The organism is Candidatus Abyssobacteria bacterium SURF_5, assembly GCA_003598085.1.
GTDB lineage: Bacteria > Abyssobacteria > SURF-5 > SURF-5 > SURF-5 > SURF-5.
The window spans coordinates 1-13,603 of sequence record QZKU01000088.1 but is presented as its reverse complement, the minus strand read 5'-3'; the positions used below and the strand labels follow the sequence as shown (position 1 = coordinate 13,603).

9 protein-coding genes are annotated in these 13,603 nt (G+C 55.8%); 2 read left to right on the top strand and 7 right to left on the bottom strand.

Features of this window, described 5'->3' with window-relative positions; translation table 11 throughout:
- Positions 1–167 precede the first annotated feature (167 nt).
- Together C4520_12725 and C4520_12720 are read left to right on the top strand one after the other, a co-directional pair.
- On the top strand, positions 168–1,937 hold the full coding sequence (locus C4520_12725) for an ABC transporter ATP-binding protein (protein ID RJP19543.1): 1,770 nt from the start codon (positions 168–170) through the stop codon (positions 1,935–1,937).
- A 9-nt stretch (positions 1,938–1,946) separates the two neighbouring features.
- The gene (locus tag C4520_12720) at positions 1,947–3,824 is read left to right on the top strand and encodes an ABC transporter ATP-binding protein (protein RJP19542.1); all 1,878 of its coding nucleotides are present in this window, start codon (positions 1,947–1,949) and stop codon (positions 3,822–3,824) included.
- On the opposite strand, the gene C4520_12715 is transcribed toward C4520_12720, so the two are convergent.
- The 7 genes from C4520_12715 to C4520_12685 form a co-directional block, all read right to left on the bottom strand.
- Positions 3,792–4,328: a hypothetical protein gene (locus C4520_12715; protein ID RJP19541.1), complete on the bottom strand. Its 537-nt coding sequence runs from the start codon at positions 4,326–4,328 to the stop codon at positions 3,792–3,794. The two genes, C4520_12720 and C4520_12715, sit on opposite strands and share 33 nt — an antisense overlap.
- Positions 4,325–5,920 (bottom strand): citramalate synthase, encoded by a 1,596-nt coding sequence (locus C4520_12710; protein ID RJP19540.1) that lies wholly within the window; start codon positions 5,918–5,920, stop codon positions 4,325–4,327. Before C4520_12710 ends, C4520_12715 begins: the two co-directional genes overlap by 4 nt.
- The gene (locus C4520_12705) at positions 5,901–7,181 is read right to left on the bottom strand and encodes an aspartate kinase (protein RJP19539.1); all 1,281 of its coding nucleotides are present in this window, start codon (positions 7,179–7,181) and stop codon (positions 5,901–5,903) included. The genes C4520_12710 and C4520_12705 overlap by 20 nt, the downstream gene beginning before the upstream one ends.
- Entirely contained in the window at positions 7,178–8,380 is a 1,203-nt protein-coding gene (locus C4520_12700) for a cofactor-independent phosphoglycerate mutase (GenBank protein RJP19538.1), read from the bottom strand. The genes C4520_12705 and C4520_12700 overlap by 4 nt, the downstream gene beginning before the upstream one ends.
- 264 nt (positions 8,381–8,644) lie before the next feature.
- Positions 8,645–10,528 (bottom strand): 30S ribosomal protein S1, encoded by a 1,884-nt coding sequence (locus C4520_12695; protein RJP19537.1) that lies wholly within the window; start codon positions 10,526–10,528, stop codon positions 8,645–8,647.
- A gap of 249 nt (positions 10,529–10,777) precedes the next feature.
- A complete protein-coding gene (locus C4520_12690) occupies positions 10,778–11,698 on the bottom strand; it encodes an outer membrane lipoprotein-sorting protein (GenBank protein ID RJP19536.1) in 921 nt (306 codons plus the stop codon).
- A 10-nt stretch (positions 11,699–11,708) separates the two neighbouring features.
- On the bottom strand, positions 11,709–13,016 hold the full coding sequence (locus C4520_12685; GenBank protein ID RJP19535.1) for a hypothetical protein: 1,308 nt from the start codon (positions 13,014–13,016) through the stop codon (positions 11,709–11,711).
- Positions 13,017–13,603 lie beyond the last annotated feature (587 nt).

Sequence of the window (13,603 nt, the reverse complement as noted above, 5' to 3'; positions counted from 1 at the left end):
CCGGTCTGTTCACCCGCGGCCGATTGCGCAGGTGTCAGATCGCGTTCAGTTGAATGCCTCCTTTATCACTGGATCATCCCGTTGACCGAACCCCTTTCCTGAGCTATAATAATGATGCTTCCTTCGCCTTGCTTCCACTAATCCGCGGAGTAAATACTTAACTGCAGATGCTTAAAGACCTGCTAACTCTTATACCCTATATTCGCCGTTACTTCTGGACCTACGTGGCGGGGTGTCTCTGCTTGCTCGCCTCGAACGGGCTGGCTCTTCTGATCCCCTGGCTCACCAAGCAGACGATCGAGCACCTGCAATATGTGAGACAGGCGAATGAATTGGCAAGGCCGCACCTGTTCGCGATTCTGATACTGGTTGTAGCCGCCGTCCAGATGGTGATCAGGATCGGCTCGCGCTGGTTCCTGCTCGGCAACAGCCGCAAAGTGGCCCACGACATGCGCAATAATTTGTTCGCGCACCTTCAGACGCTCAACCCGTCATACTACATACAGATGCCGACCGGCGACCTCATGTCCCGAACGATCAACGACATGCAGTACGTTCAGAGCCTGGTGGGGCCGGTTATTCTCTACGTCACGAGCACGCTGATCATGTATATCGGCGCAATTCCCATCATGCTGTCGATGAGTGCGCGGCTGACGCTGCTCGCGCTGATCCCGTACCCCCTCTTCATGGTTATCTTCAAGCGGTTTGCAAGCGAGTTGTTCAGCCGGTCGAAAACCGTGCAGGAGCGCCTGGCGGACGTGAGCACGCAGGCCCAGGAGAGCATGTCGGGCATCCAGATCATCAAGGCGTACGTTCAGGAGGAAAGCCAGTCCAGGCATTTTGAAAAACTGAGCAGGAATTATTTCGACAGCAACATCGGTCTCATCAAGGTGCACAGCCTGCTGACGCCGATGATCAGGGCCGTTGGCGCAATCGGGATGCTGGTCATCATCTCGTATGGCGGCGCGAGCGTCATTGCAGGCAGGATCACACTGGGCGAATTTGTCGCCTTCAGCGGATATCTCGCCATTCTTGCGATGCCGACCGCATTTCTGGGCATGATCATCAGCGCGTCGCAGCGCGGGCTGTCGTCGCTCAGGCGCGTAAACGAGGTTTTTCAGGCACAGCCGACGATCACCGACACCGAAAGAACGACCCCGTTTGTCATCGAGCACGGTGAAATAGAGGTGCAAGATCTTTCGTTCGCATACCCCTCGATTGAGAACGGCAACAACGGCCGGTTTGCCCTCAGGAACCTGAGCTTCAGCATACCGGCAGGTTCCACCGTTGCTATCGTGGGGCACACCGGCTCGGGAAAAACAACGCTGGTGCATCTGATAGCGCGCCTGCTCGAAATCGAGCCGGGAAAAATTTTCATTGACGGACGCGATATCACCTCTATCCCGCTGGCCGAACTGAGGTCGAAGCTGGCGCTGGTTCCACAGGAAAGCTTCCTTTTCTCGCTCACCCTCCGGGAGAATATCTCATTCGGGTCGGCGGATGGAGAAGGCTCCGTCGTCGAAAAGGCCGCCCGCCTCGCCGGCCTGGAGCCGGATATCTCCGGTTTCCCGAGCGGACTCGAGACCATCATCGGCGAGCGCGGCATCAATCTTTCCGGAGGACAGCGGCAGAGGACGGCGCTGGCGCGCGCGCTGGCGGCGAATCCTACGATCCTGATACTCGATGATGCGTTCTCGAGTGTGGATACGCACACCGAGGAGCAGGTACTGAAGAACCTGAGGCAGGTGCTGAAGGAGCGAACAACGATCATGATCTCGCATCGCATCTCGACGGTAAAGGACGCCGACAAGATACTCGTGATGGAGGAAGGTCAGATCGTCGAGGAGGGCTCGCATGAGTCGCTCATCCAGCTTAAGGGAATATATGCGGACCTTTACGAGAAGCAGCTACTGATGGAAGAGCTGGAGGAATTGTAGGACAAACAAATGCACGGACCCGGAATCGGAACATATCACGAAGAAGAGGCGCTGGGAAAAGCGTATGACGCGCGCCTGGTGAAGCGGCTGTGGCAGTATATGCGGCCGTACAAGGGGAGAATCATGCTTTCCCTCTTTTTCCTTCTGATCCTTTCCGGATTCCAGTTGCTGCAGCCGTATCTGGTAAAAAGGGCGATCGATGAACATATTTTGGCCGGTGAACTGCGCGGCCTGATGTTGATCGTTGGGATCTTCTTTCTGGCGATCATCGGCGAATTCTTTTTCGGATTTCTTGAATCGCTTATCACCAGTAAGACAGGTCAACTGGTAGTCTTCGATCTCCGGATAAAGATATTCCGTCACCTCATGACATTGTCTTCCCGCTTTTTCGACAGGAACCCGATCGGCCGGCTGATTACGCGCCTCACAACGGACGTCGAAGCTCTCGAGGAGATGTTCGCATATGGAGTGGTAACGATCCTGGGCGATATCCTGAAACTGGTCGCGATTGTGGTTATCCTTTTTGCCGTCGATTTCAAGCTGTCGCTGGTCACGTTCGCGATCGTTCCGTTCCTGCTGATCTCGACGATGTTCTTCCGCCTCAAGGCACGCGACGCGTTCAGGGCCATCCGGCTAACGCTCGCAAGAATCAATTCCGTGCTTCACGAGAATATCACCGGCATGGGAATCGTGCAGATGTTCTCGCGCGAGCGGGCCAATCGGCGCCAGTTCGAGCAGGTGAACGACAATTTGCTGGGATCGCAACTGAGATCGGTCTTCTATGAATCGGGACTCTCGGCGCTGGTCGAGTTCATCGGCTCCGTCGGACTGGCCCTGATTCTGTGGTACGGCGGCGGCCAAATCGTGCGCAACACGCTGACGTTCGGCTCGCTGGTCCTGTTCATTCAACTGGTCGAGCGCTTTTTCGAGCCGATCTTCAGCTTGAGCCAGCAGTACACGATCATGCAATCTGCGATGGCCGCTTCCGAGCGTATCTTCAAGCTGCTCGATTCGAAGGACGTGATCGAGGATTCGCCTCAGCCCGCGCCGCTCGATGCGGTGCACGGCAAGATCGAATTTCGCAATGTGGGGTTCGGCTATAAGCCGGATGAGCCGGTTATCCGCGATGTTTCATTCAAGATCAAGCCGGGTGAGAAGATCGCGATAGTCGGCGCGACCGGCGCCGGAAAGACGACGCTGATTAAGCTTTTGACCCGAATGTACGACGTGACGGCCGGCAGTATCTTGATAGATGGCAAGGACATCCGCGGGGTCGACAAGCACCTTTTGCGGAGAAATATCGGGATGGTGCTGCAGGACGTTTTCCTGTTCTCCGGCGACATCGACTATAACATTCGGCTCGGCAACGAGGCGCTTTCACCGGAGATGGTGAAGGCGGCGGCGCGGAAAGCGAATGTCGATGCCTTCATCAATCGTTTTCCGGGGCGATACCGGGAGCCGATCAAGGAGCGGGGAAAGAATCTGTCGAGCGGCGAGCGGCAGCTCATTTCCTTTGCGCGCGCGTTTGCCTACGAGCCGAAGATTCTTGTGCTCGATGAGGCGACATCCAACGTGGATACAACGACTGAAATACTGATTCAGCAGGCGGTGCGCCAGCTCATGCAAGGGCGGACCTCAATCGTGATCGCTCATCGGCTGTCCACGATCCAGGGCGTCGACAGGATTTTCGTAATGCATAAGGGGCAGCTTGTGGAGGAAGGCACTCACTCGGAATTGATGAAGCGACAGGGGATTTATTACCGGCTGTATCTCCTGCAGTATAAAGAACAGGAAGCTTCGTCGCCCCGACCGAGACCCGCTTCGCCTCGAAAACCGCCGACAGTTGTGAAAACCTCACGGATGGATGGTGGCTCCGATTCCGACTGAACCCGTAACTACCCCGCCTCCGATTGAAAGGCGGCCCGGCCGTGTTGTGGGGCCGCTCTTAATTTCGACTTCCTGCCCGCGATACCGGATGCTTTCCAGTTTCAGCTCCGGCGGAGCTTTCTCATCCACTTTCAGTTTGCCCACAATGGTCACGGGCTCGTGTTCCTCATACGCCTGCTGAACGAGGAAAGAGGCTTTCGCGATCGCCTCGGCCGTGTAGCCGGCCCCGCTGACCAGGATTTCTCCGTCAGGATGCCCCGCCAGCGTGAAGAAGAGCGTGCGGTAAACGTCGCCCTGAACCGGTTTCAAATCTTCGACAAAGCCGGTCAGCTCGACTCGCTCATTTTTGAATGCCTGCGGCTGGTCGAGCACCTGATCCACGCCGACCCGCACGGGCGGCCCGCTCGCGCAGGAGGCGAAAACAGCGAGTGCGAGAAACGCCGCGCAGGAAACTACTCGGCGGCGACAACGGCAGTTGTCTCCTTCCGGACGCGCTGATTTCATTTGTCCTTCCTCCGACTTTTCTTCTTTGCTCGTTCGTCTTTCATCAGTTTGTACTCGATGCTGTCAACGAGCGCTTGCCAGCTTGCCTCGATGATGTTCTCGTCCACGCCCACGGTGTTCCAGGTGTCCTCCTTATCGCGGGATTCGATAAGCACGCGCGTCTTGGCCTGAGTGCCGGCCTTGGCATCGAGGATTCTGACTTTGAAATCGGACAGATGCATCTCGCGAACCTGCCCATAAAACGGTTCGAGCGCCTTGCGTAATGCGTTATCGAGGGCATTGACCGGGCCATTACCTTCAGCGGCCGTATGTTGTTCGCCCTTGCCGTCGACGATCACCTTGATAGTCGCCTCGGATGTCAATTGATTGTCCTCGCGCTTCTCGACGATCACGCGAAAGCCCGCGTGCCGGAAATAGTTTTTGCGGGTGCCGCGAGTCTTGTGCATTAGCAGTTCGAGCGAGGCATCGGCGCCCTCGAATTGATATCCCGCCTGTTCGAGCTCCTTCAGGCGCTGAACCACCTGTTGCGTCAGCGCATCCTTCGCCTTGAGCTTGATGCCGATCGAATTCGCCTTGGATGCAAGGCTTCCTTTTCCGGCCACTTCAGAAACGAGAATGCGCCGGTGGTTGCCAACCGATTCGGGCGGCACGTGCTCGCATGTGCGCGGGTCCTTGCCGACGGCATCGGCATGCCATCCGCCCTTATGGGCGAATGCGCTGTACCCGACGTAGGGCTGGTTCGTGCGCGGAGTGATATTTGCCAGTTCGCTCACGTAATGCGAAACCTCTCTGAGCGTCTGAAGCCGCGTTTTAGCGACCACCGGGATCCCCATCTTGAGGCACAGGTTGGGAATGATGATGCACAGGTCGGCATTTCCGCAGCGTTCTCCGTAACCGTTAATGGTTCCCTGTATCTGCGAAATGCCTTTCTGCACGGCCAGCAGGGTATTGGCGGTCGCCAGCCCGGAATCATTATGCACGTGGATGCCGAGCGGAACGCTGACCGCCTTCTTCGCCGCATCGATAGCCCGGGATACTTCGTCGAGCATGCTGCCGCCGTTCGTATCGCAAAGAATGATTCGCGCGGCGCCGGCCTTTTCGGCCGCCTTTAGCACCGACAGAGCATAGTTCGGATTCTCCTTGCAGCCGTCGAAAAAATGTTCGGCGTCAAAGAATACCTCGCGCCCGTGCGAGATGAGAAATCGGATGGTTTCATCGATCAGCGAAAGGTTCTTGTTGAGCGAGACTCCGAGGACTTTGTGGACATGAAAATCCCACGATTTTCCCACAATGGTGATCTGACGGGTGCCGGCATCGAGCAGTTTCCTGAGTGATTCATCCTCCTGGACGCGACGGCGAGGATGACAGGTACCGCCGAAAGCGACCGGCCGCGCGTTTTTCAGGTTGAGCTGCTTGACCTGCTTGAAGAAGTGCACCGCTTTCGGATTGGAGGCGGGCTGGCCCCCTTCAATATAGTCGATCCCGAGGTTATCCAGCAGTTGAGCGATCAACAACTGGTCTTCCGACGAGAAGGTGATCCGTTCGCCCTGTGCGCCGTCGCGCAGGGTAGTGTCATACAGTTCGACTTTCATGCGCTTGTTCCTCGATGAGGGCGGCGGCTTTCTCCAGCTCAAACACGCCATGGAGCGCGCGGAGGGCGTCGCGCCCGCGGCTGCCTTCGACGACACAGGATATCTTGATCTCGGAGGTGCTGATCATGTCGATATTGATCCCCTCGTCGGCGAGCGTCTTGAACATCTTGGCGGCCACGCCCGAATGGCTTCGCATTCCGACTCCGACGACGGAAACCTTCGCGATGTTGCTGTCGGCGCGGACGTCTCTTGCACCGATTTCCTTTTTGATCTGTTCCGCCACCTTGACCGCCTTCTTCATGTCATCCTTGGGAACGGTAAAGGAGATATCGCTCAGGCCGCCTTCGCTGACGTTCTGAATGATCATATCGACCACGATGTTTTGGGCGGCGATATTTTCGAAAAGTGTTGCGGCGACACCGGGTTTATCGGTAACGCCGACCAGCGTGATTTTGGCTTCCTTTTCATTTAACGTCGCACCGCTGACCACTACTTTTTCCATTGCAGCTACCTCCTTGGTGACAAGGGTACCGGTGTCTTTGTTGTAGCTCGACCTGATCCGCATCGGCACCCCGTATTTCTTACCGAATTCGACTGCGCGCGGCTGCATGACCTGCGCCCCGAGACTGGCCATCTCCAGCAGTTCGTCGTATGCGATCCGAGCGAGCTTGCGCGCTTCGGGCACAATGCGGGGATCGGCCGTATAGACGCCGTCGACGTCGGTATAGATTTCGCAAAGATCCGCTCTGAACGCCGCCGCCAGGGCAACCGCGCTCGTGTCGGAGCCGCCCCGCCCGAGCGTGGTGATGTCATAGTCGCTGTTGACTCCCTGGAACCCGCACACGATTGCAATTTTCCCCGCTTCCAGTTCCTTTTGGATTCGAGAAGTGTCGATCGAGAGGATCCTCGCCTTGGTGTGCCAGCCGTCGGTCTTGATGCCGACCTGTCCGCCGGTAAACGAAATGGCCTCGTGCCCGAGCGCTTGAAGCGCCATCGCCAGCAGCGCCACGGAAATCTGCTCGCCGGTCGACAGTAGCATATCGTACTCGCGTTCGTTGGGCGAATCGGTGATCTGGCTCGCCAGATCAACCAACTCGTCCGTCATCTCGCCCATTGCGGAAACGACGATTATAAGCTTGTTGCCGCCGTTCCTGGTCTCGGCAACGCGCCGGGCAACGTTCTTTATTTTCTCTGTGTTTGCGACCGAAGTCCCGCCGTATTTCTGTACAATCAGAGCCACAGTCTCTCCCGCCTTTCTCATGTATCTCTCTTCAGATAAGCCGGCAAAAGCTCAAAACCCTTCTCTATATATAATCGCGTCCGCCCGGCCTGCGCCTCGCTGAAGCCGGAGCAGCCGTTGGTCGGGATGGCGGCGCCGTGAGCGACAAAGGGGACCGGATCGCTCACATGCGTGCGAACGCTTAACGGAGTGGCGTGGTCGGGCAACACCAGAAGCCGGGCCGGCTCCGAGCCGGAGAGAGCATCGGTGATCGGTCCAACGATGAGCCGATCGAAGTTCTCGATCGCTCTGATCTTCTCTTGCATATTGCCTGCATGCCCGGCTTCATCCGGCGCCTCGACATGAAGAAAAAGAAAATCAGATTTCTTGAGTGAATCGATTCCGTGTCCGGCCTTGCCGGAATAATTTGTATCGAAATAGCCGGTGGCCCCCGGCACGTCGATTACGTTCAATCCCGCATACTTGCCGAGACCCCGGATCAGGTCGACCGCCGAGATCACCGCCCCTTTCATTGCGTACAACTGCTGAAACGTCGGCATCGACGGGCGCTTGCCGTGACCCCACAGCCAGATCATGGTCGCCGGCCGCTTCCCCGACCTGATTCTGCGAAGATTGACCGCATGCTCGGAAAGAATCTTCTGCGATTCGAGCATCATCTTTCGGAAAAGCTGCTGGTTCTCCCCCTGCGGCAGATATGACGTAATCGGCTGCCCGACGATATCGTGAGGAGGAGTGCACGTGAGATTGGTTTCCCATTTTGCGCCGCCCGGATCCGCCACCAGGAGATGCCTGTAGCTGACACCGGCGTAGAACTTCCGCGATGAGTCACCCAGTTGCCGGTCGATATCCGCGATCAATTCGGCCGCTTCTTCGCTGCCGATGTGGCCGGCGCTGTAGTCGACCATGGTCTCGTCGGCTACGGTGACAAGGTTGCACCGGAAAGCGATCTGTTCAGCGGTAAGATCAATGTTGCGGCTCGCGCATTCGAGAGGCGCGCGGCCGGTATAGTAGCGGGAAACGTCGTACCCGAGAAGGTTCAGATTGGCGATATCGCTCCCGGGCGCCGTGCCTTCCGGCACGGTTCGCACCAGCCCGACGGTCCCTTCGCGGGCGAGCCGATCCATATTTGGGGTCTCGGCCGCCTCGAGCGGAGTGAGGCCGTCAAGTTCTTCAACGGGATAATCGGCCATCCCATCGCCGATAAGGAGAGCGACTTTCATGCATCCACCACTAGCTGTTCTTCCGCAGAGGAAGATTGAAGAAAGGGAGATACAAAAAAAGCGAGGAAAAGGAGAATTACCTCGCTTCAGGTCTCGTATTTACTCGCTTTTTTGTTTTTGCTTTACGACATGCGCCGCGAACTTCATACTCAAGCCCGGCGCCATTATGCCGCCGGTTCTTTCGAGGAATATTCCCCTCCGTTGTTTCAACGGGAGCACGCGTCAGATATCATGACAGGAAATTCAGGCGGCGCGTCCTGCAGATCAGTCGCCTTCGCGAACTTCCGTCTCCTCGGCCTCGGCCGCGGTTGCGTCCGTCTCTTCCTCCGGCGCCGCCACCCCGGTCTCTTCGGCCTCTGCGGCTTCAGCGATTTTTGCGCTCAACTCTTCGCCTGCCACTTCGCCGATGCTTACGTTCGAGGCTACGTTATTCTGATATTCGGCTGTGTCGGCTTTTTCCAGCTCTTCCTTGTACTGTTTCAGGCTGAGGCCGATTTTCCTGGTGGAAGGATCGATGCTGATAATTTTGACAACGACCTTCTCGCCGGGATGGACCACCTCTTCGGGTTTCGCCACGCGGTCTTTGGAGAGTTCGGAGATATGAATCAGTCCTTCGATTCCGTTATCGAGCCGCGCAAATGCGCCAAAGGAGACGAGCTTGGATATGCTGGTCTCGACGTAGTCGCCCGCGCGATATCTTTTTCCGACCTCACGCCACGGATCGGCTTCGAGCTGCTTGAGCCCGAGTGATATCCGCTCGTGCTGGGAATCCACGTTCAGGACCTGGACTTCGACTTCATCGCCTTTTTTCAACACCTCGGACGGATGATTCACCTTTTTGGTCCACGACATATCGGAGATGTGGAGAAGGCCGTCGATGCCTTCCTCGATCTGAATGAATGCGCCGTAGTCGGTCAGGTTGCGGACGAGTCCCTTGACAATGGTCCCGGTCGGATATTTCTCCTTCATGCGGACCCAGGGATTCTCGCCGATCTGCTTGATGCCCAGCGATATCTTCTCGTTCTTCGCGTCCACGTTGAGCAGTTTCACATCAATTTCCTGCCCGATGTGGACGATCTCGGAGGGATGCCGCACGCGCTTGGTCCAGGACATCTCTGAGATATGCACCATGCCCTCGACGCCCTCTTCGAGCTGCACAAACGCGCCGTAATCGGTCATGCTGACGACCCGCCCCCTGACGGCGGCGCCGATCGGATACTTCTCCTCGACGTGCGACCAGGGGTTCGGCGTCATCTGCTTCAGGCCGAGCGATATCTTCTCATCTTCCTTGTTGAAATTCAGGACTTTCACCCGGACCTTCTCGCCGACTGAGAGGACTTCGGACGGATGCTTGATGCGGCCCCACGACATATCGGTGATGTGGAGCAGGCCGTCGATCCCTCCGACGTCGATGAATGCGCCGAAGTCGGTGATATTCTTCACGACGCCCTCGAGTTCCTTCCCGATCTCGAGAGTGCCCAGCAGGCGGGCCTTGTCTTCGCTCCTGGCCTCCTCGAGCACTTGCTTGCGCGAGAGCACGACGTTCCTTCGCCGTTTGGTCAGTTTGATAATCCGGAACTTATACACTTTCCCAAGATACTGGTCGAGATCGCCGACGGGCCGGCGCGCGATTTGCGAAGCCGGCAAGAAAGCGTCCAGTCCGATATCGACCTTGAAGCCGCCTTTTACCTTGCGGACAATTTTGCCTTCGACAAGCTGATTGTCCTCGAACAACTTCTGAATCTTGGCCCAGTTCTTGATTTTGTCGGCTTTTGTCTTCGAGAGGACGATCATTCCATCCTGATCTTCCGCGATCTCGATGAGGACGTCAACCTCATCGCCGACCTTCACCTGGTCGGGCTCTGAAAATTCGGAAAGATGAATCGTGCCTTCCGACTTATAGCCGATGTCCACCAACACGTAGTCCGGTCCAACCGAAACAATGCTTCCTTTTACTACTTCGCCTTCCTCGAAATCCTTCAGGGTCTGCTCATAAATCTGGGACATGTCCTCGATTTTGTCGAGGTCTGCGTCGCTTAGATCTTCACTCTGAACAGAGGAAATGCGGTGTCGGGGTGCTACTCGCCGCGCCTCCGCCGTCGGCTCGGGCTCAGTACGAGCGGGTTCATGTTTTTCCTCAAATGCCATATGTTTTCGAAAACCTCCTCGGTAAAATAAATTAGCATTGTTTATGCTATCACAATCCCCATACGTTGTCAAGCAAGCAACCAGTTGTGAACAGGCGCGGAACAGCACTGTCACGAGACATGGAACGTATTGTTTATCCTTAACTTAGACCGCTTTGCGGCGCGGGGAAATTGACGCAGCTTTTGCTCCAAGGCAAGGCGAACGGGGGACGAAGGAGAGCTATATCTGTTAATCCGCCTGCAACCGTTGTCAACCGCGTTTCAGTTCGCGTTCGGTAAAAACTACGTTGTCGATTCCCTGGTTTACCCGTCTGTTATCGAAATTCAGTTGCGTGGTGTGGTTTGTTTTCAGGTTCTTCATTTCCATGAAATTGGGCCGATAGACATTAGGCGCGATCTCAACGATGTCCTTCACTACTCCGAGTTTGAAAAACTCGCCCTTTCGGTCATAGTACTTGGTCTGGACCGTGAGAAAGATGTCTTTGCGAATCCAGATCTCGCGGCGGCTGTAACCGCTCTCCCGCTTCTGGGCCTCGTCGGCGGGGAGCGCTTCAATCATATAGCAGTCGTGGCCGTCGAGAATCTCGCTCCCGATAACATTGTAGATGTGCCTGTCGAGTTTTTCGGAACGGATGTCCTCGTAAGTGAAATCGGTCCCCATGAAATTGTCGGTCTGGTCGCTCGACGAGATCCTGCGCACCTTCTTGAGGGCCGGCAGGTAGAGCCACTGGTCGTCGTCGCGGTCGATCTGTTCGAGCGTGAGCAGGCCGACTCCCTTGACGTCCGCAGGCTCGAGGAAGCGCATGAGTATCTTGTCGACGTCGCCTTCTTCCGTCTTGCGGTAGTATTCGACTTTCCGGTTTCGCTCCTGGCCGCGGCTGTTGATAAGCTTCATGCTCATGCAGTTGAACTCATCTTTTCCCTTGTTTAGAAGTTCCTCTTTTTCCATGATCTGCCGGCCGGTAAGCTCCTCGGAAAGCGCGGCCTGTGCGCACAAGAACGTAATGGCAATGAATGATATGATCACAGCGACAATCCTGGAGTATCTCATGACTGATCCCCTCCCTATGGCAGGAAGACTCTGCAGGAACTGCGTGTGGATGCTCGGGCGACCACATAGGGTCGCCCCTACAGAACCTTCAATCCCACCCTTTGCTCTACAATATTGCATTCGCCCATCGTTAAAACGTATAAATCAGTTTGCCGTATACGCGGTCATTATCCTTGAAATGCCCGAAAAACGTCTCGCGCGGCCCTCCAAGGATATCAAATCCGAGGATCACCGCCAAATTATCGTTCACCGCATGCACCAACTGCGGCTGAACATAATAATCGTCGCCTTGATGAAAATCTATCGCCCCCCTCACTTCCAATCGCGTGAACTCGGTAAATTCATAATTGATGTTTGTGGCGAATCCACTGGTTATCACCCGATCGAGCGGCGGCATTCCCGTCTCAAGCGCCTCGCCCTCTTCGGTCACCTCCGCTCCGACATACTCAAGAATGATAAAAAGATCATGATCGAAGAGGACATCGCTTTTCTTGTAGTCGACCCCAATGACGTACTGCAGGTAAGAATCCTGCCGGTCGCCGTCAAAGATGAATTGCGCGGCCTCGCCATGAAGGCCCCAGCGATCGAATACCGTGGCAAAATCCGCGCCGAACGACCGGAATCGGTTGTAGACGGGAACGATGTACGGGACGTCAACCGGAATCGGGAGCGGCGGAATGATGACCTGCTGAAACCGCAGCTCCGGGCTCGGTATGTCGTTGATCCCGTCATAATAACTCACCGAAAAATCCCAGCCGCGAAACGTTGACATCAGCCTGACGCCCGCCTGCGCATTATCGATTGCGTTCGGCGGAAGCTCGGGGTCCTCGATTACGATCGGAGAGTCGCTCGGAAAAAGCGAGAACCGAGTATCACGAGGCGGCAGCCGGCTCGGTGCGAACAGCGGGATCGCAACAAGCTGAAGGTTCCACTCATTCCAATAATAATTCAGATTCGCCGCGAGAACGCCGATCTCGTCGTCATCGAGCAGGTTTGAATAATCCGTCGGAGTCAGATTGTCCGTCGGATTGAAAACGTCCGCCTTTCCCCAATTGATGATCTGTTTGCCCAGCCGCAGATCGAACCGCTCAAAATAGATATCGACAAACGCCTCCGTAAAGTTCAGATAGCTTCGGTCGAGATCGTCCTCATCCAGGTCGAACACGCCGCTCGTGAAATCGTCGTCATCGGCCTGGGCAAGCAGATTCAGATAAAGCCGGAGATTCTCGCGAAGCGGCTTGTCGTACTCGATTCGGAATCTGCCCTCATTGATCGAGTCGCGGCTATCGCCGAGAGCCTCATCCTCAAAATAGGTGTAATTCCGATATTCGAGAGTGATCCTGAAATTTTCCGACGGCGGCCAGTCGCGCCACTGATCCATGAGCGCTTCGGGGATTGTCCCAAGGCGAAAGGGGCTGACTCCATTCGCGGAATTCACGTCTTCTTGAAGCCTGTCCCGCGCCTCAGGGAATAGAATAGTATCTGTCTCTGAAGTCCCAGATTCAGTCTCCCCATTTACGGAATCCTGTTCCGTAGATTCGTAGGATGAAGGCTGTCCCCGAAGCTCTTCAGCACTTGCATCCTTGCGAAGGGGACTGACTCCGTTTACGGAATTCAGTTCTTTTGAATTCGTAGAATGGTGTCTGTCCCCAGAGCCCCGAAGCTCCTCGGAATAGGCTTTCAAAGGGTGACTAAGTAAAAAAAGACACAACAGGAAAGAAATTCCTACATCGCATAAAGCTCGCACTTATTCCCCCGCATGCGCTTCTCCCCACTTCTCCCCCAAAAACTCAAAATCTTCGCTCTCCCGTTACTCTTTCGAAATCGAAACTGCGGTAAAACTATAACGATTTTCGCTTTAACTCTTTCTGGCGACGATCTTTATTCCGGCCAGAACAAGAGCCGGTCAATACTTAAATGAACCGTAGACGGTAGAGTAGGGAGGGCATTACCCCTCCCCCTCGTCAAACCGGACGTGCAGATTTCCCGCATCCGGCTTTCCTGAAGGCTTTGCCTCAGGCATGC